The sequence below is a fragment of the Caulobacter sp. FV1ye13L genome, assembly GCF_058681155.1.
On record NZ_CM178732.1, the window covers coordinates 685,401 to 711,442 of the forward strand.

Sequence of the window (26,042 nt, forward strand, 5' to 3'; positions counted from 1 at the left end):
TGCGCCCGGCCCGCCCCCTACTCGCCGTCGCCCTTGCGCCGCAGGCACGGCTTGAGGATCACCTTGTCGATCCGCGAGCCGTCCATGTCGACGATCTCGACATCGAAGCCGCCCAGTTCGACGATCTCGCCCTCGCGGGGGATACGGCCCAGGCGGTCGAGAATCAGGCCGGCCACGGTGTGGTACCCACCCTCGGCTTCGAAGGCCTCGCCCAGGGCGTCGTTGAGCTCCTGGATGTCGAGGCGGGCGTCGACCAGCCACGAGCCGTCTTCGCGACGCAGGATGCGGGTCTCGGTGTCGTCGTGGCCCTCGGGGAAGTCGCCGGCGATCATTTCCAGCAGGTCGATGGGGGTGATCACCCCCTGAACCGAGCCGAACTCGTCGACCACCAGGGCCATATGCAGCGGGGTCTGCTTGAACAGCGCCATGGCGCGCAACAGCGACATGGTTTCGGGAATGGCGATCGGCTGCTGCACGTGGGCGGCGACGTCGATCGGATTGCCCGACAGGCAGGCGTCCAGCAGGTCCTTCTTCAGCAGAACGCCGATCTCGCCGTCCAGGTCGTCGTCGGTGGCCACCACGATGCGCGAATAGGGGCATCCGCGGATCTCCATCAGGATCTCCTCGGGCGTGTCGGCCAGCGAGATCCAGAACAGGTCGCGGCGCGGGGTCATGGCCACGCGGACCGGGCGGTCGCCCAGGCGCAGCACCTCCTGGATCATCGAACGCTCTTCGGGCTCGATCAGGCCGGCGTCGGCGCCTTCGGCCAGCACGCTTTCGACCTCTTCGGCGGTCATGTCGTTGGTGCGCTCGTCGCGTACGCCCATCAGCTTGAGGATGGCGGCGGTGGAGACGGTCAGGATGGTCACGAAGGGGCGCAGCACCAGGGCGACAATGGCCAGGAACGGGGCCATGCGGCGGGCGATGGCGTCGGGGAACAGCAGGGCCAGGCGCTTGGGCACCAGCTCGCCCAGAATGACCGAGACATAGGTCAGGCCGATGACCACCACGATGGTGGCGATGATCTCCGAATGCGGCCCGATCATCGGCATGGGCTCAAGCCAGTGGTCGAGGGCGGCGGCGATGGTGGCCTGGCCATAGGCGCCGGCCAGGATGCCGATCAGGGTGATGCCCACCTGCACGGCCGACAGGAACCGTGTCGGATGCTCGGCCATGGCCAAGGCCAGCTTGGCGCCCTTGTCCCCGCGATCGGCGAAGGTCTGGAGCCGGGCCCGGCGGGCGGAGACCACCGCCAGTTCAGACATGGAGAAAACCCCGTTCAAAAGAACGAGGAGAAACACGACAGCGAGCGCGAGGAGGATCATGGCCCTATGGGGTCAATGACACGGCGCCGGACGGCGACCGCGACCCTGACTTCCTTGCGCGGCGAGGGTGAACCGTTGACCCACTATACAAAAGAAATCGCCGCGGCCCATAGGGCCGCGGCGAGGTAAGTTTGGTCGGGGAAAAAATTTGGCGTCTTACGAGGCCGGACGCGCCATCGAGGTCTTGTTCTTGACCACGTTCTTCTGGGCTTCGTGCTGGCCGGGGGGCAGCGGGATCAGACCGCGACCCTGCAGATAGCCACCGCGACCCGAAGCGGCGTCCGAGGTGAACTCCGACAGGAACTCGGCCAGGCCCGGCGTGACGCCGATGCTGGACTTCTTGACGTAGATGTAGAGCGAGCGGGCCAGCGGATAGGAGCCGTCCGAGATGGTCTGGGCGTTGGGCTTCACGCCGTTTACGGTCGCGCCCTTCACCTTGTCCATGTTCTCTTCGAGGAACGAATAGCCGAACACGCCCAGCGAACCGGGGGTCTTGGTCAGGGTGCCGACGATGGCGTTGTCGTTCTCGCCAGCGTCGATCCAGCCGTCAGCGCGCAGCGGATCGACCTTTTGCTTGAACAGCTTTTCGTTGTTCGAGCGCAGTTCGTCAGCGGTGGGGAACTTGCGGGCGCCGGCCTCGATGGCCAGTTCCACGAAGGCGTCGCGGGTGCCCGAGGTGGGCGGCGGGCCATAGACCTGAATGCGGTTGCCCGGCAGGCCCGGACCGACGTCATCCCAGCTGTTGTTGGGGTTCTTGACCCACTGGCCACCCTTCAGGATCTGGGCCGACAGGCCCAGGAACAGGTGCTCGGTCTTGAAGTTGTAGTCAGAGCCGTCCTTGTCGGTGGCGACAACGATGCCGTCGAAGCCGATCTTGATCTGGACGATGTCCTTGATGCCCTTGGCGGCGCAGGCGTCGAACTCGGACTTCTTCATCGGACGCGAGGCGTTGGCGATGTCGGGGAAGCCTTCACCGGCGCCCGAGCAGAACAGCTTGATGCCGCCGCCGGTGCCCAGCGATTCGACCTTGGGGGCCTTCTTGCCGGTCTTCTTGGCGAAGTTCTCGGCCACGCGGGTCGAGAAGGGGAAAACGGTCGAGGAGCCGGCAGCCCAGACATAGTCGCGGGCGGCGTGGGCGGGAACGGCGGCGAGGCCCGACAGGGCCACGGCGGCGGCCGCGCAGGAAAGAAGCTTCTTCATGGAGAACTCCTGGAAATCTCTAAGGCGTGGGGAGGAAGCGGGCCGCGTCAGGCGGCCCGCTTGATAGTCAGGTCTTAGAAGTCGAACTGAGCGCGCATCTGGAACGTGTCGACGTCGACATCGTTCAGCTGCGTGTTGACGCCCGTGGTCAGAGGGTTGTCGTTCGAGGCCTTGGTGTAGTTGGCCATGAAGCGAACGTACGGGTGGGGGTACCAGTTCAGACCAGCAGTCCAGGCCGTGTACTTGCCGGCCGTGGCGACGCCCTTCAGGTCGGTCAGGTCGACCGAGTCATAGCGCAGGGCGGCTTCCCAGGCGCCCATGCCGCCAGCGGTCATCGGCGACAGGATGCGCGTGCGGTTGAACTCGCCGCGAGCGGCTTCGTAACGGCGGGTTTCGCCGGTCAGGAAGAAGCTGCCGGTGACGTAGAAGGAGTCCAGATCAACGTCCGAAGCCGTACCGGTGCGGTCGGCGGTGATGCGGGCGTATTCGGTCTGCAGCGAGAACTGCTTGTGCAGCAGGGCGGCTTCCAGGCCGATCGTCTTGTCGTGGACGCCGACAGCGCCCGACGAGGTGTAACGCGCACCGTAGTTGGTGTTGTTGCGGACCTGATAGGTGAAGTTGGCTTGGTCGCCGCGATCGCGGTAACGGCCCCAGACGCCCAGGTGCAGGGTGGTGGTGTCGGTGACGATCGGCGCGATGGTGAAGCGGCCGTTGTAGCCGAACATTTCCTTGGAGCCCGTGGCCGAGTTGGTGGCGACATCGGCGCTGTTCAGGCTGTCGCCCGACAGAGCGACGGCGGCGGTCCAGTTGGGGCCGTTGGTCTTGACTTGCAGGTTCATCACGCGACCGGCGTTGATGAAGTCGTTGAACGCGCCGCGTTCCATCATCGTGTTGTAGCGCGACGAGGTGATGTCCTCGAGCGAGACGGTCTTGAAGTTACCGACGATGATCGAAGTGGTTTCAGTGGCCTTGTATTCCAGCGTGAGGTCTTCCCACTGGGTGGTGCCGCCGCCGCTGGAGATCGCAGCCTCGGCCTTGTAGGCCCAGTTGCCGTTCCAGGTGCCTTCGACGCCCAGACGGGCGGTGCGCAGGCGGGTGTTCCAGGCCTTGAAGTCAACGCCGGTACCGGTGCGGTCAACGTCCTGATAGACGACGTCTTCGTACACGCGACCGCGGACCTTGAAGGTCAGGGTGTCGTTGGCGAACTGAGGCGCGCCCTTCCAGCTGGTGGTCGTGTCTTGAGCTTGAGCCGAAACGCCCAGGCCGAGCGCGAGCATGACGCCCAGCGCGGACCCGCCGACCAGCGAGGTCTTGGTGATCATGTGAGAATTCCCCTTAAGGCTGCCCCTGGCCTCTCACCCCCTTTCGAGGAGCGGGATCAGGATTACAGCGGCTTAACGGGCTCCCATGACGGTTCAGGCACCGATTTGTGACAGCCTGACGACAAGCGTTTTCAAGGGGTTAACCTGTGGCCAACTAGACACATAATCCTCAGTCGTCAGAGCAAACGGCTGCGAATGATCTGCGACAGCAGGTCGATCAGCGACACAGCCACCACGATGACCAGCACGATGCAGCCGGTCTGGTCGTACTGAAATCCGTTGACGGATTCCAGCAGCACCTGGCCGATGCCGCCCGCCCCGATCAGCCCCAGCACGGTGGCCGAGCGGCTGCTGGATTCGAAGCGGTACAAGGCATAGCTGGTCCACAGCGGCGCGACCTGCGGGATCACGCCCCAGACGATTTCCTGCAAGGGCACGGCGCCGGTGGCGCGCACGCCCTCGACCGGGCCCTTGTCAATCGACTCGACCGCCTCGGCGAACAGCTTGGCCAGCACGCCGCCGGTGTTGAACATCAGGGCCATGACGCCGGCGAACGGCCCCAGGCCCACGGCGGTGATGAAAATCAGGGCCACCACCAGGTCGGGCAGCGAACGGATCAGGTCCAGCGCCCGGCGCACCGGCTGCTGGATCCACACCGGGGTGATGTTGCGCGCGCCCAGCAGGCCCAGCGGAATGGCGACGATGATGGCCAGGGCTGTGCCCCACAGCGCCATCTGGATAGTCTGCCACATCTTGCCGACATAGGTCGGCCAGTCCATTTCCATGAACAGCTTGGCGTCGCCGAACGGCGCGAAGAAGCCGGTGGCGAACTCGCGCATCCGGCCCGCTTCGGTGAACAGCTGCGGGAACTTGTCGATCTCGGCCGGCCGGAAGCTGATGATCAGCAGGCCGATCACCCCGCCCCACAGCAGGATGTCGAAGGCCAGGGCCGAGGCCGACTTCTTTGGCGGCGGCGGGATGGTGTCGCTGCTCATGGACAGGCTCAGTTGGCCGGCGCGGGCAGACCGGCCTTGCCCTCGGCGGCGAGACGTTCGGCCTTGACCCCGTCGAGAGCCTGCTGGGCGGCGGCGATCTTGGCCGCGTCGCCGGTTTCCTTGGCCAGGCCAAACTGCTCCAGGGCTTCCATTTCGCGCACCACCAGCAGGTGGGTGTCGTCGGCGGCCAGGAAGCCGCCCATCGACAGCTTGGCCAGGTTGGCGCGCTGCTGGGCCGCTGCGGGCGTGTCGCCCTGGCCATAGGTCAGGAAGAACTGGCGGACCTTTTCCTTGGTCACCGGATCCAGCTTCTTGCGCCAGACGATCGGATCTTCGGGCAGGGTCGGCGATTCCCAGATCACCTTGACCTTGTTCAGCTGGGCCGCGCCGCGATCGCCGTTCAGTCGCAGGGCCGTGGTGTTGTTGGTCGCCGCGTCCAGCTTCTTGTTGGCCACCGCAAACAGGTTGGCGTCATGGCTGGCGCTGAGCACGGTCTTGAAGCAGGTGTCAGGCTTCTTGCCGGCCGGGATGAACACATAGGTCATCGGCGCCAGGGTGCCCGAGGTCGACTTCTTGTCGCCGATGCCGAAGTCGAGCGTCTTGTCGCACTTCAGGAGATCCTGCAGCGTCAGTTTGCTGTCGGCCGGCACGATGATCACCGACTTGTAGCCGTCGGTGCCCGACGGATCGAAGGTGCGGGCGAAAACCTCGCCGCCCGAGCGGCGCACGGCTTCCAGGCCCGACTGGTTGGAGAACCAGCCCACATCGGTCTGGTCGGCGCCCATGGCCACGATCAGCGACGAATAGTTGGACGAGAAGAACGGCTTCACCTTCATGCCGGTCTGCTTTTCCATGTCGGCCAGGATGGGCTTCCAGTAGCTCTCCATGTTCTGGGCCGACTCGGTCGACAGGATCGAGAACACGATGGTGTCCTTGGGTCCCTCGGCGACCGGCTTGGGCGAGCAGGCCGACAGGGCCAGGGTGGCTGCGGCGGCGATAAACAGGCTGCGGCGGATCATTGCGGAGCTCCTTCCCAGAATACGTCCTCGAATTCCGGGCCGTAGATGTCGATGAGTTGTTCGCGTTTCAGGCCGTCGGCCGGGCCGTCATAGACCTTCTTGCCGGCCTTCAGGGCCACGACCCGGTCGCAGTAGCGCAGGGCGTAGTCCACCTGGTGCAGGGTGACGACCACGGTCAGGCCGTCGGATTTGTTGAGATCGCGCAGGATCTCCATGACCTTGCGGGCCGAGACGGGGTCGAGCGACGCCACCGGCTCGTCGGCCAGGATGATCTTGGCCTTCTGGACCAGCGCCCGGGCGATCGCGCCGCGCTGCTGCTGGCCGCCCGAGAGGGTATTGGCCCGCTGGGCGGCATAGTCGGAGACGCCGACCCGGTGCAGGGCGGCCATGGTCGCGGCCTTGGTCTCGTCGGGCCAGGCGCCGAACACGCCGCGCCAGAATGGGATGCGCCCCAGTGAGCCAAGAGCCACATTGCTGAACAGCGACAGGCGGCCCACCAGGTTGAACTGCTGGGCGATGAAGCCGATGCGCACCCGGGCCTTGCGGACCTGGTCGCTGACCTTGCCGCGAGCCTGCACGGGTCCGCTGAAGGCGGTGATCACGCCGTCGCCGCTCTTGTCGTCCTTCGGAGCGTCGATGGTCTGCAGGCCATCGATCGAACGCAGCAGCGTGGATTTGCCCGAGCCCGAGGGGCCGATGAGCGCGATCATCTCGCCACGACGAACGTCGAGCGAAACGGCGTCCAGCGCCCGGCGAGACCCAAAGGTCTTCGAGGCGGCGCGGATCGAGAGAACTGGGTCCGACGTCATGGTCGGGGCGAATCCTTAACGGGGTTTCTGGCCAAGGGGAATGCGTTCACCGCTTTGGCGGCGGTTCGCAATGGATTTGTGACAGAGGGTGGATCAAATCACCTCAGGACCGGCCCCCAAAAGGGACTTTACATCGGGGGGCTATGCCCCTATTTCGCACGGCTCCGGCGGACCCGAAGTCCTCATAAGCGCTGCTAACGCCGGCTAGGTTTAACTTTTGCAGGGGTCTACGTGAATTGCACACGTACCATGAACCCCTGGACCTGGTCCGTGAGCGGTCACCGGAACGTCCCGTCGCACTCGTGCGACCCGACGCGGTGTCCGTAGCGGCGCGCTGGTTCCAGGCTGAATTTAAAGGCGACGTCTTTTACGCGGTGAAGGCCAACCCTTCGCCGTGGGTGATCCGCGAGCTGGTTGACGCCGGCGTGCGGTCGTTCGACGTCGCGTCGCTCAACGAGATCGAGCTGGTGGGCGAACACGCCCCGGGCTCGCGCATGGCCTTCATGCACCCGGTCAAGAGCCGGGTGGCGATCTCGGCCGCCTATTTCGATCACGGCGTGCGGACCTTCTCGTTCGACACCCACGAAGAGCTGGCCAAGATCCAGGACGCGACCGGCAACGCCAAGGACCTCAACCTAATCGTCCGCATGGGCGTGCAGGCCGAGGGCGCGGCCTACAGCCTGTCGGGCAAGTTCGGCGTCGAGCCGCACGTGGCCCCGGCCCTGCTGCTGGCCGCTCGCCGCGCCACCCAGGACCTGATGGGCGTCAGCTTCCATGTCGGCAGCCAGTGCATGCGGCCCACCGCCTATCAGGCGGCCATGGCCCAGGCCTCGCGCGCCCTGGTTCGCGCCGGCGTGCTGGCCGATGTGGTGGATGTGGGCGGCGGCTTCCCGTCGATCTATCCCGGCATGGTGCCGCCGGACATGTCCGAATATCTGGCCGCCATTGATCGCGGCTTCGCCGAGATGATGGTCCACGAGTCGACCCAGCTGTGGTGCGAACCCGGCCGGGCCCTGGTGGCCGAAGCCTCCTCCTTGCTGGTCAAGGTCGAGCTGAAGAAGGGCGACGCGCTGTATCTGAACGACGGGTCCTATGGCTCGCTGTTCGACGCGGCGCACATGAAGTGGCCCTTCCCGGTCAAGCTGTATCGCAAGAACGGCCCGGCGGGCGGCGAGATGGTCGAGGACAGCCTCAAGCCCTTCCGCTTCTACGGCCCCACCTGCGACAGCATCGACCACATGCCCGGCCCGTTCTATCTGCCGGAAAGCGTCGACGAGGGCGATTACATCGAGATCGGCATGCTGGGCGCCTATGGCGTGGCCATGTCGACCCGCTTCAACGGCTTTGGCGAGAACGAGACCGTCGAGGTCCAGGACGCGCCGATGGCCTCGATGTACGGCCTGGCCAAGCGCTCGATCCCGACCCACAAGCCGGAGTCGGAAGAGCGCAAGGTCGTTCGCTTCTCGCGCCCCAAGGGTGCGGCCGGCAAGCGCAAGCGCCGTCGCTAGTTCGACACCGTTCGCCACTAGATCATTTCTGAGTTAAACCGCGCGCCGCGCTCGACGTTCAAGGACGTCGAGCGCGGTTCGTATTTCCGCTCCCGCCGGTTGCTCCGTCCCGGCGAAGAGCTTGCCTTCAACGACGGGCGTCCAAAGTCAGGGAAACCGAAGCGATGAACGCTCCCGTTCCGAACTCCAAGGCCGAGCTGCTCCAGAACGTGGTCGAGCACATCGACATCGCGTCCTTCGACGCCCGCCCGATCATCGACGCCATGCGCAAGATGTCGTTCAGCAGCCGCGACACCGCCCGCGCCGCCGACATCTTCAACATGGCCCTGGAAGACAAGTCCTGCTCGCCGTGGCTGATCCTGGCCGGTTCCACCTCGGCCGGCGGCTGCATGCACGTCTATCGCGACATGGTGCAGAACGGCATGATCGACGCCGTGGTCGCCACCGGCGCCTCGATCGTCGACATGGATTTCTTCGAAGCCCTGGGCTTCAAGCACTATCAGGCCGCCGGCGCCGTCGACGACAACGTGCTGCGCGAGAACTATATCGACCGCATCTACGACACCTATATCGACGAAGAAGAGCTCCAGAACTGCGATCACACGATCCTGGAGATCTGCAACGCCCTGGAGCCGCGCGCCTATTCCAGCCGCGAGTTCATCTGGGAAATGGGCAAGTGGCTGTCCGAGGGCAACGCCAAGAAGCCCGGCTCATTGATCCAGACCGCCTATGAGCAGGGCGTGCCGATCTTCTGCCCGGCCTTCGTCGACAGCTCGGCCGGCTTTGGCCTGGTCAAGCACCAGAAGGAGCGCATCGCCGCCAAGCAGCCCTATCTGATGATCGACGCCGTTGCCGACTTCCGCGAACTGACCGACATCAAGATCGCGGCCGGCACGACGGGCCTGTTCATGGTGGGCGGCGGCGTTCCCAAGAACTTCGCCCAGGACACCGTGGTCTGCGCCGAGATCCTCGGCGTCGAGGCCGACATGCACAAGTATGCGATCCAGATCACCGTCGCCGACGTGCGCGACGGCGCCTGCAGCTCCTCGACCCTGAAAGAGGCCGCCAGCTGGGGCAAGGTCAACACCACCCACGAGCAGATGGTCTTCGCCGAAGCCACCACCGTGGTGCCGCTGATCGCCTCGGACGCCTATCACCGCGAAGCCTGGAAGGGCCGCGAGCGTCCGCGCTGGAACAAGCTGTTCGGCAAGTAGGCTTGCAGCTGTCACGCTGAAATAGCAGGGTCCCTCGAACAACCGTTCGGGGGACCTTTTTCATGCGCGCCAGCCTTTTGATCGCCGTCAGCGCCTTGGCCACGGCGGGCTCCAGCATCGCGGCTCCGTCACAGCCGGTCTCCACCGCACCCCCCGGCTATCTGGCGCCGGGAACCTATGACGCGCTCAAGGTCCTGCCGCCCGCGCCCCTTCCCGGCTCGCCCCAGGCCGAGGCCGATCGGAAGATCTTCCTGGCGACCCGCGCCCTGAAGGACAGCCCGCGCTGGGCCCTGGCCCAGAAGGACGTCGACGAGAAGGCCATCCTGGCCGACTTCGACTGCGCTCTGGGCTTTACGCCATCGCTGACCAAGACGCCGCGCATGGCCGGACTGCTGCTGCGCCTGCGGTTCGACGTCGGCGCGGCCGTCAACAGCCCGAAGGACTTTTACAAGCGGCCCCGCCCCTATCTGGTCGATGAGGGCCCGATCTGTGTCGACAAGTCCGAAGGGCTGGCCAAGAGCCCGGACTACCCCTCGGGCCATTCCACCTGGGGCTACGCGATCGGCCTGGCCCTGGCCCAGGCCGATCCCGAGCACGCCACGGCGATCCTGGCCCGCGCCCGGGCCTTTGGCGAGAGCCGCCTGGTCTGTGGCGTGCACAATGCCAGCGCGGTCTCGGCCGGCCAGTTGAACGCCTCGGCCCTGATGGCGACGGTCAGCGGGACGCGCCTGTTCCAGTCGGACCTGGCCGGCATCCGCAAGGAGATCGCCGCCGCTCGCAAGGCCGGACCGGCGCCGGACAAGACCCGCTGCGACGCCGAGGCCGCCCTGATCGCCCAGCCCCTGCTCTGAGCTTGCGGGAGAGGCCGCGCGCCTCTACCTCTTGGCCATGGCCCATCACGCCGCTTGCGAGCACGATCACGACCACCACGGCGTCGCCGGTTCCGCCCTCGCGGCCGAGCTCGAGGCCGCCGAAGCGCGCTGCGTGGCGGCCGAGCAAAGGCTGACCGCGCCCCGTCGCCGGGTGCTGGAACTGCTGCTGCAGGCCGGCCAGCCGGTGAAGGCCTATGACCTGATCTCGACCTATGCCGTCGATGGCCCCCAGGCCAAGCCGCCGACCATCTATCGCGCGCTGGATTTCCTGGAAAAGCAGGGCTTCGCCCACCGCATCGAGAGCCTCAACGCCTATGTCGCCTGCCGCAAGGAGGCTGACGGCCACGCTGCCGCCTTCCTGATCTGCGACTGCTGCGGTGCCACCCGCGAAATCGAGCCCCGGGCCAGCGCCGAGATCATCGCCGCCGGCGCGGCGGCCGGCTATGCCCTGACCGGGGTGACGATCGAGGCGCACGGGCTGTGCGGGGCCTGTCGATCCTAGCTCATCTGCCCCCTACGGGGGCGGACGACCGCGAAGCGGTCAGGTGGGGGCAAGTGGTGAGTTCGCCCGGACTCGCCCCCTCCGCGCTGCGCGCTCCTCCGCCGGAGGGGGAAGATGTTCGGCGTGATTGCTTCACCCAAGCAAACCCCGCTACGCTCAAACAACTGTTCAACCTGCCGAGACCGCGCCCATGACGACCGCTGAGACCCTGCCCGGCGTCGAGATCTGGCGCGGCGGGGTGAACACCTGGGACTGCGACGAGATGGGGCACATGAATGTGCGCCACTATATCGTCCGCGCCATGGAGGGCCTGGCGGGGCTGGCGGCGGAACTGGGCCTGCCCCACGCCTTCACCCCCTACGCCAACGCCACGCTGCTGGTGAAGGAGCATCACGTCCGCTTCCTGCGCGAGGCCCATGCAGGCGCGACCCTGCACATGCTGGGCGGGGTGATCGAGATCACCGACACTGAAGCCCGGTTGCTGCAGTTGCTGGTCCACTCGGCCACCGGCGAACTGGCCGCCACCTTCCAGACCACGGTCGTGCACGCCACGCCGCGCGAGGGTGAGGTGTTCCCATGGCCCCGGATCACCCGCGAGCGGGCCGCAGCCCTAATGGTAGAGGTCCCAGAGAAGGCCCGCGCCCGCAGTATCGACCTGTCGCCCTTCACCCCCACCGCCGGCCTGGAGCGCGCCCAGGCGCTGGGCCTGCAGCGGATCGGGCTGGGGGCCCTGTCGCCGACCGAATGCGACGTCTTTGGCCGCATGCGCGCCGAGCAGTTCATCGGCCGGGTGTCAGACGGCATCGGCAGCTTCATCGGCCCGTTCCGCGATGTGATCGTCGACCACGCGGACCACAAGCCGACGCGATTCGGCGGGGCGGTGCTGGAATACCGGCTGGCCTATCTGCGCTGGCCCCAGGCCGGCGACCGGGTCGAGCTGCGCTCGGGCCTGATGGGCGCCGACCCGCGCACCATGCGCATGGCCCACTGGATGATCGATCCCGCCACGGGCCTCGCCTGGGGCACGTCAGAGGCCGTGGCCATCACCTTCGACCTCGACGCCCGCAAGGCGGTGCCGATCAGCCCAGCGGCGCAGGCGGCGCTCAAGGCGTCTTCGGTGGCGGGGCTGGGGCTGTAGCGGCCGAGCGCTCGAACCCCCTGAATCCTGGTCCGCAGCCAACGCTCAACGCAGACGTGTTGATCGTAGGTTCGGGGTGGGTCGAGAGCAGAGGCCCGCACCTTTCTCATAAAAAACCCGTCATCCCGGGGCTTGCCCCCGGCTCGGTTTGGCCGCCCGGGATGACGAGCTTTGTTGGGCGAAAACGGGGATAGGCCGCGCTCAATCCCCGTTATCTTCGGAACAAACTCAAGCCAGATCAACGGCTTGTAAAAAACTTGATCGCGCCCATCAGACGCGCCGAAACCGCCTGCATACTCAATCTCACCTGACAGCACGGGAAGGGCGTCCGGCCGGCGACCAGCGACGGCTGTCAGGGGTGATCGAGCGGGCCACCGTTCGGGCGTATGCCCGGGCGGCCGGTTAAAGCGAGGGCGGGTGACGTAAACCCGCCTATCGGGGGCAAGCCAAGGCCTCCGCCCGTCCGAAGGTTCGCTCCGGGTTCCTCCGGAATCGGCGCGGCTGCAGCTCAAGGCTGGGTCCGTCGCGAGGAGGGCAAAATCCGGGTGGGGCAAAAGGCTGAACAGGCCTGCGCACCCCGGCCAGAGGGATAACGATCACGCGGAGCGTCTGTCTTCGTCGAAACGGTATTTACTACTCACTCATCCGGGCGAGGCCCGGACGCTCCGCGACCCTTCCCATCACCATCGCAGCGAAAGCGCGAGGCCGCGAAACCGTGGCACCTCCCCCTCTAGGGGAGCTGTCGCGAAGCGACTGAGGGGGCCATCACCGCCATCTCGGAGCTGCCCCCTCCGGCCCTCCGGGCCACCTCCCCCGGGAGGGGAGGATCAATCGCTAGCCCCGTCCGTAGCGCATCTTCGCCAGCGCCGTGACCAGCTCGCTGGCCAGGTCCATCGGCTTGATCCCGGCCTTCCACTTCTCGAAGGCCATGACGTTGTCGATGCGGGCGTCCAGATGCGTCAGGGCCGACGCGCGGCCCGAGGCCATGTCGACGGCCAGGGTCGAGACCAGGATGCCCGACAGAATCGCCCGCTTGGAATAATGGTTCTCGTCGGTGGCCGTATCGCCCGCCCAGCGCCAGAGCACGTCAGCGCTTTCCCACGTCAGGCGCAGGGCCAGGGCCAGGTTGGTCGGGAAGGCCAGGAAGGCGGCCAGGGCCCGCATGACCTCGGCGTCGGCGGCCACGGCGTCGAGGCGGGCCACCACACCGGCGCGAATCTTTTCGCGGATCTTCAGCGTGCCGGGATCGAGAGCGGCCAGGGTCCGCAGCGCCGCCGCGTCATGGCGTCGCGACAGCAGGGCCGCCAGATCCCTTGCCCCTTCAGGCAGCAGCAGCTGGGTCTCGCCGGGCGACAGGCCCGCCGCCTGGGCGGCGCGCTCGGTCAGCCGGGCGTTCCAGCCGGCGGCCGGCGCCAGGCGCACGGCTTCGTCCAGCACCCGCTGTTCGGCCTCATCGGCCCAACTTCTTTCCGTCTGGTTTCCGTCTTGGGCTGCCTTGCTCATGAATCCGAGTCTACACCGTGGTTTAGGCCGCGTCGCGCATGGACAGGGCCCATTCACTCTGCTATCAGCCGCCCCTCGTTTCCCGGAAGCCCCCCTTCCGGATTTATCAGGTTTTGTTCGCCCGCCCGGCCCCTGAGAGGGACTCGGGACATTGGTCGGGCCGTCGAATGGAGAGAGACCCCTGGTCCAGATTTTCGTCCGCGACAACAACGTCGATCAGGCCCTCAAGGCCCTGAAGAAGAAGATGCAACGCGAAGGCTCGTTCCGCGAAATGAAGCGGCACGTGCACTATGAGAAGCCGTCGGAAAAGCGCGCCCGTCAAAAGGCCGAAGCGGTTCGCCGCGCCCGCAAGCTGGCCCGCAAGCGCGCCCAGCGCGAAGGCCTGATCCCGATGCCGAAGAAGCCGGTCGGCGCGCGGTAGGCTTTAGTCTCACCGTCTAAGACTCTCGAAAGCCGCGCGGCGATCCGCGCGGCTTTCGTCGTTTTGGGCTGCTACTGAGCGGCCTCGCGCGGGCCGGCCACGAAGGCCACGGCCTTGACGATGCGGTCGGCGAAGTCGCGGCCCAGCAGCCGGGTATGGCTGGCCGCCTCGACATGGTCGACCAGACCGTGGCGCGAGGCGTTTGCCGGCTCCGCCTGGATCGTCTTCCACGCCTCGCGGCCCTTCACGGGGCCGGCGGTGACCACGGCCACCGGCCAGTCTGGATCATAGGGCGGCTGCAGGGCGGCCTGGTCCGAGGCCATGGCCCACAACTCGACCTCGTCGGCCGAGGTGCGGTTATGGCGGCCACTGGCGAAGGCCCAGCGCTTCTCGGCCCCGGCCGCCTTGGGCAGGCCGATCTTGTCGCCCATCCCCGTATGGGCCAGCGGCTTGTAGAGCCCCAGCGCCGCGCCCCGCGCCGCCCAGCGCGAGGCCGTCGCAAAGGCCTTGATGAAGCCGCTCATGCGGGGGTTCAGGGCCGCCTCGGGCGTCGCCGCGTCGACCAGGACCAGGCCCGCGATCTTGCCGGGGTTCTGGCCCGCATACTGACGCAGCCTCAGCCCCGCCATCGAGTGGCCGACCAGAATGTAGGGCCCCGGCTCGCCCGAGGCGACGACCAGCTTTTCAAAGTCCGCGACGATGGCCAGGCCGTCGCGCGGCGCCGGTCCCGCCGGCGAATAGCCCATGCCGGCCCGGTCATAGGCGCAGGAGCGCCAGCCGGCCGTCGTCAGGGCCTCCTGGGTGGCGCCCCAGTCGGCGGCGAAGCCAAAGGCGCCGGCCTCCAGCCAGACCGCCGGGCGATCGCTGCGCGGGCCTTCGCAGACCAGGCGCAGGCTGCGCCCAGGATCGATCTGGACCATCTCGCCGCGAGGACGAGGCGCGCTGGCGGCGCTCATCACGCCGCCCAGGGCGATAAAGGAAACGAGAAAAGCAGCGACACCGGCAAAACCGCGAACGAGGACCTTGAGCATGGTCCTTACCTTACCGGGCGATCGTGACGCGTCGAGGGCCCTGTCTCAGCTATCGGCGACGGAATTGCGGGTCTGGACCCGTCCGGCCTTGCTCTTGGTCGGCTTCACACTCTCTGGCCAGCTGGACACCTGGGCCATCCGCACCTTGCGGGGCACGCGGGCGGCGGCGCGCAAAGGCAGGTCGTCAGCCTCGGCGAAGGTCTGTCCCAGGAAGAAGGAGGGATTGAGAGGCTTGCCCTTGCGGCGCAACTCAAAATGCAGGTGCGCGCCTGTCGAGCGGCCACTGCTGCCGACATAGGCGATCGTCTGGCCGCGCCGGGCGTACATCCCGGGCTTAACACCCCGCGCTGTGGCGCCCAGATGGGCGTACATCGTCCTGAAGCCGTCCTTGTGGGCGATCTCCACGAAGCGGCCGTACGAGCCGCTGGCGCCCACTCGGACGACCACCCCGTCGGTAGCGGCCCGGATCGCCGAACCGGTCGGTGCGGCGATGTCGACGCCCTCATGCAGCCGGCCGTTTTCTTCCCACGGCAACTGGCGAAGGCCGAACGGCGAATTGACCACGCGGCCCGGCAAAGGGGTGTCGAACACGAAGGCCGGCGGCGGCGGAGGCGGTGGCGCAATCTCGACAGGCGGCGCCTCAGCCACGGGCGCGGACGCGAGGTCGGGTTCGCCGGCGAAGGCCCGCAGGGCCGAGCCCGCGTTGAGCGCGCATACCGTCGCCAGCGCGCCTGCCAGGGCAAGGAAGGCGGCGCGGGAATAGGCAGGTCGGGCAACGAGGGTCTGTGACGTCAAGAATCCGCTTCCTCAAAGACGAGCGGTCGACCTGGGGACCGTGCGAAGTCGCACTTGGTCTCACAACGACCTTTCGTGATCATGAATCGACGGGTTAGATGACGGTATTATTGGGCGAAAGCTGGGCTTAGCTTAACCATTCATCCACCTTTAGGCAGATGATCAGTGACGTTATGGACGCGTACTCTATGGCGGCAAATCTTCACTGGGATTTCGACAACAATATTCACCCAGCCTCGTCAAGAGTAACGCCGGTGCGGGTCAGGGAAAGACGAGGCGTCGCCCGCCGACCCCACTTGGCGATGCTTGGCCTCCGCAGGCGCGATCAGCCGCGACGATCCCGAGAACAGGATCCACAGGCCTGAGCGCCGTTCCGGCCAAGACAACCAGCGCCCTCCCCGACGCGGCCCGGTTCCGGAGCGCTGCGACACCCTGTCGCGACACCGTGGCGCGGGTGAGGACCACGATCACCCCGCGCCAACGCGGCAGCTATATCTCCAAACATTACTGAAATTTTATTCCATTAAACGCGTGTAATTCTCTAAATTAATCGTCATGACTGAGACGTAACGGGACTTAACGAACACTCGCAAGTACACCTCTGGACATGGGGCGCAGCAAAGCGCCGGACACAAACCAAAAACGAGGGATTACTTCAAATGCGCAAGTTCATCATGAGCCTGACCACTGTCGCCAGCCTCAGCCTGGCCGCCATTCCCGTCCTGGGCCTGACCCAGGCCGCCAACGCCGGCGAACTGAAAGCCCGCATCGCGGTCAGCGACCTGAACCTGTCCAACCCCGCCCAGGCCGCCGTGTTCAAGGCCCGCGTCGACAACGCCGCCCGGACCCTGTGCCGCGCCAAGATCCGCAACAACACCGCCAGCCTGTCCTACGGCGCCTGCCGCCTCGAGGTCCGCCGCGAAGCCGACCGCCAACTCTCGACCAGCCAGCGCAAGGCCCTGAAGTTCGCCGCCAGCGCCGCGCCCGTCGAGATGGCCGCCCGGTGAGTTCAGGCCAGGCGACACCCGGAAACGACAAAGGCCTCAGGATCACCTGAGGCCTTTGCTTTATCCGGGACGATCAGAGGGGAAGATCAGAGCCCCTTCACGATCCCCTCGACCATCTTCTTGGCGTCGCCGAACAACATCATGGTGTTGTCGCGGAAGAACAGTTCGTTCTCGACGCCGGCATAGCCCGAGGCCATGCCGCGCTTGATGAACAGCACCGTGCGGGCCTTTTCGACGTCGAGGATCGGCATGCCGTAGATGGCGCTGGTCGGGTCGGTCTTGGCGGCCGGATTGGTGACGTCATTGGCGCCGATCACGAAGGCCACATCGGCCGTCGAGAACTCGCTGTTGATGTCTTCCAGTTCAAAGACCTCGTCATAGGGGACGTTGGCCTCGGCCAGCAGCACGTTCATGTGGCCGGGCATGCGGCCGGCGACGGGGTGGATGGCGTATTTCACCTCGACGCCCTCCTCCTTTAGCTTGTCGCACATCTCGCGAAGGATGTGCTGGGCCTGGGAGACGGCCATGCCGTAGCCGGGGACGATGATCACCTTGCTGGCGTTCTTCATGATGAAGGCCGCATCGTCGGCCGACCCTTGCTTGACCGGACGGCTCTCGACCTTGCCGCCGGGACCCGCCACGGCGTCGGCGGCGCCGAAGCCGCCGAGGATCACCGAGACGAACGAGCGGTTCATCGCCTTGCACATGATGTAGGACAGGATCGCCCCAGACGAGCCCACCAGGGCGCCGGTGATGATCAGGGTGGTGTTTTCCAGCGTGAAGCCCAGGGCCGCCGCCGCCCAGCCGGAATAGCTGTTGAGCATCGAGACCACGACCGGCATGTCGGCGCCGCCGATCGGGATGATCAGGGTGACGCCGATGATCAGGGCCAGGGCGAAGATGCCCCAGAACGCCCAGATGGCCGCGCCGCCCGACATCACCAGCACCACGACCAGGGCGACGATGCCCAGGCCCAGGGCGATGTTCAGCAGATGGCGAGCGGGCAGCATGATCGGCGCGCCGCCCATATTGCCGTTCAGCTTGGCGAAGGCGATGACCGAACCGGTGAAGGTGATCGCGCCGATGGCCAGGCCCAGCGACAGCTCGATCAGGCTGTTGAGGTGGATGTGGCCATCCTCGCCGACGATGCCGTAGGCGGCCGGCGTATAGATGGCGGCCACGGCGACCAGACAGGCGGCCATGCCGACCAGCGAGTGGAAGGCGGCGACCAGCTGCGGCATCGAGGTCATCGGCACCTTGCGGGCGATGACCGCGCCGACGCCGCCGCCGACGGCGACGCCGCCGAGGATCAGGCCCAGCGTGATGACATCCAGCGCGCCCTGGCTCCACAGGGTGGCCAGGGTGGTGCCGACCGCGATGGCCATGCCGATCATGCCGTTGCGGTTGCCCGCCTGGCTGGTGGTCGGGCTAGAGAGGCCGCGCAGGGCCAAGATGAACAGCACACCCGAGACGATATAGAGGATGGCGGCGAGATTGGCGTTCATTCGGAGGTCCCCCCGGACGGCGGCGGCGCCTTGTCGGCGCGCAGATTGGCGAGCAGCAGAGCCGCGCCCATGCCGACGGCAAAGGGCGAGAGCCAGCGAAGGATGTCAGCAGCGCCGCTGGTTCCGGCCTGCAGGCCGATGGCGTTGGCGCTGAGCCCGATGGCGATCAGGACGAAGGCTGGCGCGAAGGCGGCGCCGTTGCCGGTCGCCATCTTGCGGGGCAGCATCATCGAGACGCAGGCGGCGATGATCAGGATGACGAGCGCAGCCAGGGTCAGAGTGGCGAAGCCGCTCACTTGGCCTTGTCCTTCTTCTTGTACATGGCCAGCATCCGCTGGGTGACCAGGAAGCCCCCGAAGATATTGACCGCCGCAAAGGCTGCGGCGATCGCGCCGGCCCCCTTGGAGATCCAGACCGAGCTGGTGGCGGCCTCGCCCGTACCGCCATGGGCGGCGGCGGCGAGCAAGGCTCCGACGATGATCACGGAGGAAATGGCGTTGGTCACCGCCATCAGCGGCGTGTGCAGGGCGGGTGTCACGCTCCACACGACATAGTAACCCACGAAAATGGCGAGCACGAAGATCGCCAGACGGAACACGGTGGGGTCGACGGCTTCCATGGGAGCCTCCCTTTCTATGCGCTTAGGCGGTCTTCAGAGATGGATGAACGATTTCGCCACCCTGGGTGACCAGGGCCGCCTTCAGGATCTCGTCCTCGAAGTCGGGGGCGAAGGCGCCCTCCTTGTTCAGGAACAGACCCGACAGGGCGAAGAGATTGCGCGAATAGAGCGCCGAAGCGTCGGTGGCGATCCGGCCCGGCAGGTTGGCCTGGCCGAGGATCTTGGCGCCGTTGGCGGTGACCACGGTCTCGTTCAGCTTGGCGCCGACGACATTACCGCCCTGTTCGATGGCCAGGTCGACCAGGATCGAGCCGGCGCGCATCGAAGCGACCTGTTCAGCGCTGACCAGCTTGGGCGCGGGGCGCCCAGGGATGAGCGCCGTGGTGATGACGATGTCCTGCTTGGCGATGTGGGCGGACACCAGTTCGGCCTGCTTGGCCTGGTATTCCTTCGACATTTCCTTGGCGTAGCCGCCGGCGGTCTGGGCGTTCTTGAACTCGTCGTCCTCGACGGCGAGGAACTTGGCGCCCAGCGATTCGACCTGCTCCTTGGTGGCGGGGCGAACGTCAGTGGCGGTGACCACCGCGCCCAGGCGGCGGGCCGTGGCGATGGCCTGCAGGCCGGCGACGCCGACCCCCATGATGAACACCTTGGCGGCGGCGATGGTGCCTGCGGCGGTCATCATCATCGGCAGGGCCTTGCCATAAGCCTCGGCCCCCTCGATCACGGCGCGATAGCCGGCGAGATTGGCTTGCGAGGACAGCATGTCCATCACCTGGGCCCGCGTGATGCGCGGGATGAATTCCATGGCGATGGCGCTGACGCCGGCCTTGGCCAGGGCGGCGAGCGTGTCCTTGTCCTGGTGCGGATTGAGCGCGGCTGCGACAATGGCGCCGCTCTTGAGGGCGGCGATCTCCGCCGCTTCGGGCGCGCGCACCTTGAACAGCACGTCAGCGCCGGTGATGGCGGCCTGGGCGGTCTTGGCCAGCTTGGCGCCGGCCGCTTCATAGTCCGCGTCGGGGTAGGAAGCGGCGGCGCCCGCACCGGCTTCGATCACCACCGAGAAGCCGGCGGCGATGAGTTTCTTCACCGTTTCAGGCGTGGCGGCGACCCGCGTTTCACCCCCGCGGGTTTCTTTCGTCACGGCGACGACGGCCATCGGCATACCCCTCCCAGAGCGCTGCTATCCCAGTCAGCTTGCGCTGCTGTTTAGGGGATAGTCTTGCCTCTTGTCGAGGCGTTACGCGCGCGTCAGGGAGAAACTATGCCGATGTCCACCGGTGTCAGTGTGAGGAAGCGGGCTTTTCGCGAAGAAACACAATGCCCACGACAGCCAGCACGAATCCGGAGATCGCGCCGGCGAGGAAGCCGGCCGGCGTGCAGAACCACATGGTAATCGTCAGCAGCAGGACCGCGATCGCCAGCGAGCCCCACTTGGCCATGCCGCCAAAGGCGGCATAGGTCGCAGCTTGTTCCTGGATGTCCATTTCACCGCGGTGGTAGTCGCCGGCCATGTCGTCGTCCTCGTTGGGGAAGAAAGATAGTCCAGCCGCTTACAACGGCAGGCCTAAAGGCTCAAGCGGGCTATGCCCGCGACACTTTCGACGGTTACAGCCGCCATGCCGCCTCGGGGACCGACAATTGGCCGAAGAAAGCGCGAATAGTCGAGCGGCGGGCTATCGCCAAACAGGCCGATCGACGTGACGCCCACCGAAGCGGCCAGATTAAGCGGCCCAGAATCATTGCCGATGAAAAGATCGGCCCGCGAGAGCAGGGCCGCGCCGGCGTCCAGCTTCAGGTCGCAGACATTGACGTTGATGCAACTGCGGTCGGCGCGTCTGAGTTCGGCGTCGACTGCGGCGCTGTCACCCGGTCCGCCCAGCCAGAAATGGGCGCCGCCGAGGTCCGACAGGGCGGCGCTCAGGCCGGTAAAGCGATCCAGCGGCCAGCAACGACGCGGTTCGCTGGCGCCGACGCCGTAGACGATCCACGGTTTGGGCAAGTGGCCGAAGCGCTGCTCGACCCCCTTCAGCGCAGCGGGCACGGGAATCAGGGTCGGTTCGCGGCTCGCGACCTTCAGGCCGTGAGCCGCCTCGAAGGCCGCCAGCTTCTCGATCCGGTGGGCCGAGCGCATGGCGCGCGGCAAGTAGGGGCCGTGGGTCAGCCAGCCTTCCTGGCTGTGGCCCAGGCCAAAGCCGCGCCGCTCGCGTACCCCAGCCAGGGCGGCGCCGATGGCCGGACGGTCGATCTTTTCCAGGATCCACACCGCCCGCGGCCGTCGCAGGCGGCAGAGGCGGTAGAAGTCCACGATCTCGGCGAGGTGACGAAGGCCACCGGTGCGATAGTCCAGATAGTCGACGACCTCGACACAGGGCTCGCCGGCCAGCAGTTCGCGCGCCCGGCTAGACGGACGAGCGGCCAGCAGCACCTTGCCCTCCAGCGCCCGGGCGGCGATGGCCCGCAGGGTCGGCAGGTGCCACATCAGGTCGCCGACGCCCCGGTCGGGCATGTAGACCATCACCATCCCGGCCGGCGCCCCCCCAGGCGGCGTCATCGCCAGGCGGCGAGCAGGCCGCGCAGCCCGGCCACGAAGGCCAGGGGCTGGTCGATCATCACATGGTGGTCTGCGTCGGGAATCGGCACGAGCAGGACGTCCTTGGGCATCTGATCGATCATATAGCTCAGGGTTTCGTCATGCATAAGGTTGGACCGTTCGCCCCACATCAGCGCAGCGGGACAGGCGATGCGGGTCAGCAGGTCGCCAAGGTCAGGCATGGAGAACCGCTGCCAGATGGCCGGGTCGAATTTCCACGTCCAGCCGCCATCGGCTTCTTTCAGCGAGCGGCGAGCGATGTAGTCGGCGATAAACAGGTTCTCGCAGGCCTGCGGCGGGGCCAGGCGGAAGCGGGCCAGGGCCTCGGTCAGGGTCTCGTAGACCTTGTTGCCGAACCCTGCGCGCGGCGGCGGCCCCTTCCAGCGCTTTTCCGGCGGCTGGATGCTGGAATCGACCATGATGATCCCGCGCAGGCGGTCGGCGTGCTCGACGCCGCAATAGAGGGTGGGAAAGCCGCCGAACGAGTGGCCGACCAGGATCGGCTTGACCCCGCCCGCCTCCAGCCCCGCCGCCTCGACCGCAGCAAACACCTCGGCCGCGAAACTCTGGGCCGAATAGGCCTCGCGCCAGCCCGAACCGCCCATGCCGGCCCAGGAGATCGCCGCCACCCGCCAGTCTTTCGCAAACCAGGGCGCGATGAAGCTCCACCAGTCAGCGTGGGCGCCGTTGCCGTGCAGGAACAGCAGGCCCGGCTTGCCGACCTCGCCCCAGGTCAGGAGCTCGATGTCGACGCCATCGACAGGGATCGTCGACCGCTCGGGTTCAATGGCCAGCGCCGCCTCGAACCAGGCCGGCGCGGGCGGCGTCTGGCCGTTGAACGCCACCAGGGGCGCGGGCAGGGGCGGCGGCGTGTGCAACAGTTGGTCGTCGGCCATGCTCAGCCCTCTTCCTTGAAGGCCAGTTCGCCGGGACGTGGTTTGCGCGCGCTGAGGCCCTTGAAGACGCCGGTGCCGGTAATCAGGGTGCGGTCGCCCGACCAGATCCGGCCGCGCACGGTGAAGACCATGTCCTCCTCGCCGATCAGTTCGCCCTGCCCCTCGACCCAGTCGCCCAGCTTGGCGCCCGACAGGAAATCGCACATCAGCCGCACCGTGACCCAGCTGTAGGACTTCTGCAGCGAGATGATCCGCCCCCAGGCCATGTCGGCGAAGCTCATCAGCATGCCGCCGTGGCAATTGCCCAGACCGTTGGTGTGGTGCTCCTCGACGCGGAAGGCCAGGCGCGCGTCGCCCGGCCCGCCCCGCTGTTCAAACAAGGGCCCGATCTGACGGCCAAAGCCGCGCGACCAGTTGAGTTGGCTGTAGCCATCGGGGATGGCGGCGGTCTGGGCGTCGGTAAGATCGTCGGACATGGAACAAATCCTAACGATCGTTTGAACAAAGCGGAACCCTTCCTCGACGGCGGGCAAGGGGGCCGGCCAGGACGAGGGTCAGGCCACCCCCGCCGCCGCCAGCACAGCCGCCTGCCGCTTGGCCAGGCCGTCCTCGGAGAAGCCCTCCAGCGAGGCCTCGAACAGCGCTTTCCAGTTGTGGCGCGCGCCCAGATGCAGGAAGGCCGCGCCCAGGCCGATGGCGGCGCGGTCCATGAACACGAATTCGCGCGGGATGGTGATCGGCCCCTTGGACTTCAGGGCCTGCCGCACCCGGAACGCCTCGCGGCGGCCGTACTCGCCGGGCGGCACATCGTCGGCCACGGTGCGCACGCGGTCGTCCAGCAGGGGCCCGTAGATGAAGCGGGCCCACACGTTGAGCACGTCGACCAGTTCGTCATTGAGACCGGCGAAGCCCCAGCTGCGGTAGGCCTCGTACTGCTCGGCGCGGTCATCGTTGGACAGGGCGCGATACAGCCGCACCACCCCGGCCACGAAGCGCGGCGGGAAGATGCGGATACAGCCGAAGTCCAGCAGGTTCAGGTGCGCCGCGCCGTCGCCGCCGGCGGGACCGCCGAAGGTGTAGTTACCCAGATGAGGGTCGCCGTGGATGATCCCCAGATGGGTCATCGGGCTCCACCAGGCCTCGAACAGCAGGGCGGCGATGCGGTCGCGGGTTTCCTGCGGCGCGTCCTTGAAGGCCAGCAGCCCCTGCCCGTCCATCCAGGTCATGCTGAGCAGGCGGCCCGTCGACAGCGACGGCACGGGCTCGGGCACCCGGATGTCATCTCGGCCGCTGAAGAACCCGCCATACAGCGCCATCAGCTTGGCCTCGCGGCCATAGTCCAGCTCCTCGCGCAGGCGATCGCCGATCTCGACGATCATCTGGGTGGGGTCGATCGAGCCGTCCATGCGCTTGAAGAGGGCGAACAGGGTCTTCAGCTGGCCCAGATCGCTTTCGACGGCGCTCTGCATGTCCGGATATTGCAGCTTCACCGCGATGGCCCGGCCGTCCGGCGCGACGGCGCGGTGCACCTGACCCAACGACGCGGCGGCGCAGGCCTCGTGCTCAAAGCTCTGGAATTTCGACTGCCAGTCGGGACCCAGCTCGGCGGCCATCCGTCGACGCACGAACGGCCAGCCCATGGCCGGGGCGTTGGTCTGCAGCTCACCCAGTTCGGCGGCGAATTCCGGCGGCAGCAGGTCGGGCACGGTGGCGAACATCTGCGCCGCCTTCATAAGCGGGCCTTTCAGTCCGCCCAGCGCAGCCCGCAAAGCCTTGGCGTTGCGGGCGTCGGCGCTGTCGCCGCCGAACAGGCTGTTGGCGCCGTAGCTGACGGCCGCGCCGGAGAGGCCCGCGCCGACCTTGGCGAAACGGCTCAGGCGGCCCGACAGGCGGTCGCGTTCGGGGTCGCGCGGATCATCGGCCATCAGGTCACCAAAGCCTCGAACTCGTCGACCAGCCGTTCCAGCTGCGCGCAGCCCGCCGTCCAGAACGCCTTGTCGCGCGGGTTCAGGCCAAAGGGCTTGAGCGCCTCGACATAGGTCTTGGTCCCACCCGCCGCGAGCAATTCCTCATACAGCGGCGCGAAGCCTTCCGGATCCTCGCGGCGCTTTTCCATCAGGCCACGCACCAGCAGGTCGCCGAAGGCGTAGGCATAGACATAGAACGGCGCGTGGCAGAAGTGGCTGACATAGGCCCAGTAGTGCTCGTAGCCGGGGTTGAGCCGCACGGCCGGGCCCAGGCTCTCGCCCATCACCTCCAGCCACAGGCCGCCGATCTGCTCAGGCGACAGCTCGCCCTCCTGGCGGGCCTCATGGAAGCGGCGCTCGAAGCGGTGGAAGGCGATCTGGCGGACCACGGTGTTGAGGCCGTCCTCGATCCGGCCGGCCAGCAGCTTGCGGCGATCCTCGGGCGTCGCCTCGGCCAGCAGGCGATCGAACACCAGCCCCTCGCCGAAGATCGAGGCGGTCTCGGCCAGGGTCAGGGGCGTGTCGGCCAGCAGGGTGCCCAGGGGCGCACACAGGGTCTGGTGCACGGCGTGGCCCAGCTCGTGGGCCAGGGTCAGCACGTCGCGCCGCTCACCCATGAAGTTCATGAACACATAGGGGTGCCGGTCGGCCGTCACCGGATGGGAATAGGCCCCCGACTGCTTGCCGGGGCGGGGCCGCGCGTCGATCCAGGGCTGGGTGAAGAAGGTGCGGGCCGCGTCGGCGAACTTCGGCGCCAGGGTCTGGAAGCTGTCCAGCACCACGGTCTTGGCCTCTTCCCAGCCATAGGCGCGCGGCGTGGCGGCATCCAGCGGCGCGTTGCGGTCCCAGTAGTCGAGAGCCTCGACGCCCATGATCTTCGCCTTCAGCGCATAATAGCGGTGAGACAGGCGCGGATAGGCCTCGACCACCGCCGCCTCCAGGGCGTTGACGGCGTCGGCGTCGACCTCATTGGACAGGTGGCGGGACTGGGCCGGCTCGGCATAGTGGCGCCAGCGATCCTCGACCTGCTTTTCGAAGGCCAGGGTGTTGAGCGCCAGGGCCTGGGTGGAAACGATGGCTTCCAGCGCCGTGGCCAGCCCCCCGGCGGCGGCCTTGCGGCGCGCGACGTCGGAGTCCGACAGTCGGTTGAGCACCTCGGGCAGGGTCAGGCTCTCGTCGCCGACCCTGGCCTTCAGCTTGGCGAGGGTCTCGTCATACAGGCGCACCCAGTTGGCGACGGCCGGGCTCTTGTCGACGATGAAGCGCTCCAGGTCCGGCGACAGCTCGTGCGGACGCGACAGGCGCACCCGGCGCAGCCATGGCGTCCAGCGGACGCCCAGCGGATAGGCTTTAAGAGCCGCCTCGATCTCGCTGTCTTCCAGCCTGTTGAGCTCCAGTGAGAAGAACAGGCTTTCGGCGGCGATCTGCGACGAGCGGGCCCGCAGGTCTCCCTCGAACTTGGCCCAGGCCGGATCGTCCTTGGCGATGGAGCCCGACAGGCTGGCATAGGCGCCGACGCTCCACAGGCCGTTGGTCGCCTGCTCGTACAACCGGATGCCGCGATCGATCAGCAGACCCAGCCGCTCGGGCTCGCCGCGCGCCTGCAGGAACAGGCCCTCCAGCGAGGCCAGCTCATCATTGGCGGCCTTGGCGGCGGCCAGGTCCAGCTCGATGCGGGGATCGTCGCGACCGACATAGAGGTCGGCGAGGTTCCATTCGGGAAGGGCGTCGGTCTTGAAGGGGGCGTTCATGGCCCTACCGATATGGCCCGAACGGGGCCCAGTGCAATCGCCCCGCCGCC

The 26,042-nt window shown here is 66.9% G+C and carries 26 protein-coding genes; 7 read left to right on the top strand and 19 right to left on the bottom strand.

Annotated elements, in window-relative coordinates; genetic code table 11:
* Window positions 1-17: 17 nt before the first annotated feature.
* From ACW176_RS03025 to phnC, 6 genes are all read right to left on the bottom strand, one after another.
* Window positions 18-1,325, bottom strand: coding sequence for a hemolysin family protein (locus ACW176_RS03025; RefSeq protein ID WP_492110844.1), 1,308 nt, complete (start codon window positions 1,323-1,325; stop codon window positions 18-20).
* A gap of 156 nt (window positions 1,326-1,481) precedes the next feature.
* Window positions 1,482-2,525, bottom strand: a complete 1,044-nt coding sequence (locus ACW176_RS03030) for a substrate-binding domain-containing protein (protein WP_492110845.1) — start codon at window positions 2,523-2,525, stop codon at window positions 1,482-1,484.
* 74 nt (window positions 2,526-2,599) lie between these two features.
* A complete protein-coding gene (locus ACW176_RS03035; RefSeq protein ID WP_492110846.1) occupies window positions 2,600-3,847 on the bottom strand; it encodes an OprO/OprP family phosphate-selective porin in 1,248 nt (415 codons plus the stop codon).
* A gap of 176 nt (window positions 3,848-4,023) precedes the next feature.
* Window positions 4,024-4,842, bottom strand: coding sequence for a phosphonate ABC transporter, permease protein PhnE (phnE, locus tag ACW176_RS03040; RefSeq protein WP_492110847.1), 819 nt, complete (start codon window positions 4,840-4,842; stop codon window positions 4,024-4,026).
* 8 nt (window positions 4,843-4,850) lie between these two features.
* Window positions 4,851-5,861: a phosphate/phosphite/phosphonate ABC transporter substrate-binding protein gene (gene phnD / locus ACW176_RS03045; protein WP_492110848.1), complete on the bottom strand. Its 1,011-nt coding sequence runs from the start codon at window positions 5,859-5,861 to the stop codon at window positions 4,851-4,853.
* A complete protein-coding gene (gene phnC / locus ACW176_RS03050; RefSeq protein ID WP_419318873.1) occupies window positions 5,858-6,670 on the bottom strand; it encodes a phosphonate ABC transporter ATP-binding protein in 813 nt (270 codons plus the stop codon). Before phnC ends, phnD begins: the two co-directional genes overlap by 4 nt.
* A 236-nt stretch (window positions 6,671-6,906) precedes the next feature.
* Between phnC and ACW176_RS03055 the strand changes: the two genes are divergently transcribed.
* The 5 genes from ACW176_RS03055 to ACW176_RS03075 all read left to right on the top strand — a co-directional run bounded on the left by ACW176_RS03055 (window position 6,907) and on the right by ACW176_RS03075 (window position 11,904).
* Window positions 6,907-8,178 (top strand): type III PLP-dependent enzyme, encoded by a 1,272-nt coding sequence (locus tag ACW176_RS03055; protein WP_492110849.1) that lies wholly within the window; start codon window positions 6,907-6,909, stop codon window positions 8,176-8,178.
* 164 nt (window positions 8,179-8,342) lie between these two features.
* Complete coding sequence (locus ACW176_RS03060; RefSeq protein ID WP_492056391.1) at window positions 8,343-9,392, top strand: 1,9-bis(guanidino)-5-aza-nonane synthase; 1,050 nt, start codon at window positions 8,343-8,345, stop codon at window positions 9,390-9,392.
* Window positions 9,393-9,454: 62 nt separating this feature from the next.
* Window positions 9,455-10,243, top strand: a complete 789-nt coding sequence (locus ACW176_RS03065; protein ID WP_492110850.1) for an acid phosphatase — start codon at window positions 9,455-9,457, stop codon at window positions 10,241-10,243.
* Window positions 10,244-10,280: 37 nt separating this feature from the next.
* Entirely contained in the window at window positions 10,281-10,766 is a 486-nt protein-coding gene (locus ACW176_RS03070; RefSeq protein ID WP_419318878.1) for a transcriptional repressor, read from the top strand.
* Window positions 10,767-10,956: 190 nt separating this feature from the next.
* Window positions 10,957-11,904 carry a thioesterase family protein gene (locus tag ACW176_RS03075; RefSeq protein ID WP_492110851.1) on the top strand — a complete coding sequence of 316 codons (948 nt, stop codon included), beginning with the start codon at window positions 10,957-10,959 and terminating at the stop codon, window positions 11,902-11,904.
* An 834-nt stretch (window positions 11,905-12,738) separates the two neighbouring features.
* Here ACW176_RS03075 and ACW176_RS03080 read toward each other — a convergent pair.
* Complete coding sequence (locus ACW176_RS03080) at window positions 12,739-13,407, bottom strand: COQ9 family protein (RefSeq protein WP_492110852.1); 669 nt, start codon at window positions 13,405-13,407, stop codon at window positions 12,739-12,741.
* A 181-nt stretch (window positions 13,408-13,588) separates the two neighbouring features.
* Between ACW176_RS03080 and rpsU the strand changes: the two genes are divergently transcribed.
* Complete coding sequence (gene rpsU, locus ACW176_RS03085) at window positions 13,589-13,828, top strand: 30S ribosomal protein S21 (RefSeq protein WP_085953736.1); 240 nt, start codon at window positions 13,589-13,591, stop codon at window positions 13,826-13,828.
* Window positions 13,829-13,899: 71 nt separating this feature from the next.
* Here rpsU and ACW176_RS03090 read toward each other — a convergent pair whose 3' ends face one another.
* Entirely contained in the window at window positions 13,900-14,859 is a 960-nt protein-coding gene (locus ACW176_RS03090; RefSeq protein ID WP_492110853.1) for an alpha/beta hydrolase, read from the bottom strand.
* A 45-nt stretch (window positions 14,860-14,904) separates the two neighbouring features.
* The gene (locus tag ACW176_RS03095; protein WP_492110854.1) at window positions 14,905-15,654 is read right to left on the bottom strand and encodes a M23 family metallopeptidase; all 750 of its coding nucleotides are present in this window, start codon (window positions 15,652-15,654) and stop codon (window positions 14,905-14,907) included.
* Between the two features lie 659 nt (window positions 15,655-16,313).
* Here ACW176_RS03095 and ACW176_RS03100 point away from each other — a divergent pair.
* On the top strand, window positions 16,314-16,661 hold the full coding sequence (locus tag ACW176_RS03100; RefSeq protein WP_419318883.1) for a UrcA family protein: 348 nt from the start codon (window positions 16,314-16,316) through the stop codon (window positions 16,659-16,661).
* An 86-nt stretch (window positions 16,662-16,747) separates the two neighbouring features.
* Here ACW176_RS03100 and ACW176_RS03105 read toward each other — a convergent pair whose 3' ends face one another.
* From ACW176_RS03105 to ACW176_RS03150, 10 genes are all read right to left on the bottom strand, one after another.
* A complete protein-coding gene (locus ACW176_RS03105) occupies window positions 16,748-18,166 on the bottom strand; it encodes an NAD(P)(+) transhydrogenase (Re/Si-specific) subunit beta (RefSeq protein ID WP_492056384.1) in 1,419 nt (472 codons plus the stop codon).
* On the bottom strand, window positions 18,163-18,462 hold the full coding sequence (locus ACW176_RS03110; RefSeq protein ID WP_419318885.1) for a hypothetical protein: 300 nt from the start codon (window positions 18,460-18,462) through the stop codon (window positions 18,163-18,165). The genes ACW176_RS03105 and ACW176_RS03110 overlap by 4 nt, the downstream gene beginning before the upstream one ends.
* On the bottom strand, window positions 18,459-18,785 hold the full coding sequence (locus ACW176_RS03115; protein WP_419254104.1) for an NAD(P) transhydrogenase subunit alpha part 2: 327 nt from the start codon (window positions 18,783-18,785) through the stop codon (window positions 18,459-18,461). The genes ACW176_RS03110 and ACW176_RS03115 overlap by 4 nt, the downstream gene beginning before the upstream one ends.
* Window positions 18,786-18,807: 22 nt before the next feature.
* A complete protein-coding gene (locus tag ACW176_RS03120) occupies window positions 18,808-19,950 on the bottom strand; it encodes a Re/Si-specific NAD(P)(+) transhydrogenase subunit alpha (protein WP_492110855.1) in 1,143 nt (380 codons plus the stop codon).
* Window positions 19,951-20,068: 118 nt separating this feature from the next.
* Window positions 20,069-20,299: an aa3-type cytochrome c oxidase subunit IV gene (locus ACW176_RS03125; protein ID WP_419318887.1), complete on the bottom strand. Its 231-nt coding sequence runs from the start codon at window positions 20,297-20,299 to the stop codon at window positions 20,069-20,071.
* 53 nt (window positions 20,300-20,352) lie between these two features.
* Window positions 20,353-21,309, bottom strand: a complete 957-nt coding sequence (locus tag ACW176_RS03130) for a glycosyltransferase family 9 protein (protein ID WP_492110856.1) — start codon at window positions 21,307-21,309, stop codon at window positions 20,353-20,355.
* Between the two features lie 26 nt (window positions 21,310-21,335).
* Entirely contained in the window at window positions 21,336-22,274 is a 939-nt protein-coding gene (locus tag ACW176_RS03135) for an alpha/beta fold hydrolase (protein ID WP_492110857.1), read from the bottom strand.
* 2 nt (window positions 22,275-22,276) lie between these two features.
* Window positions 22,277-22,750: a PaaI family thioesterase gene (locus tag ACW176_RS03140; protein ID WP_419318890.1), complete on the bottom strand. Its 474-nt coding sequence runs from the start codon at window positions 22,748-22,750 to the stop codon at window positions 22,277-22,279.
* Between the two features lie 78 nt (window positions 22,751-22,828).
* Window positions 22,829-24,199, bottom strand: coding sequence for an ABC1 kinase family protein (locus ACW176_RS03145; RefSeq protein WP_492110858.1), 1,371 nt, complete (start codon window positions 24,197-24,199; stop codon window positions 22,829-22,831).
* Window positions 24,199-25,992 (bottom strand): M3 family oligoendopeptidase, encoded by a 1,794-nt coding sequence (locus tag ACW176_RS03150; RefSeq protein WP_492110859.1) that lies wholly within the window; start codon window positions 25,990-25,992, stop codon window positions 24,199-24,201. Before ACW176_RS03150 ends, ACW176_RS03145 begins: the two co-directional genes overlap by 1 nt.
* Between the last annotated feature and the right edge of the window lie 50 nt (window positions 25,993-26,042).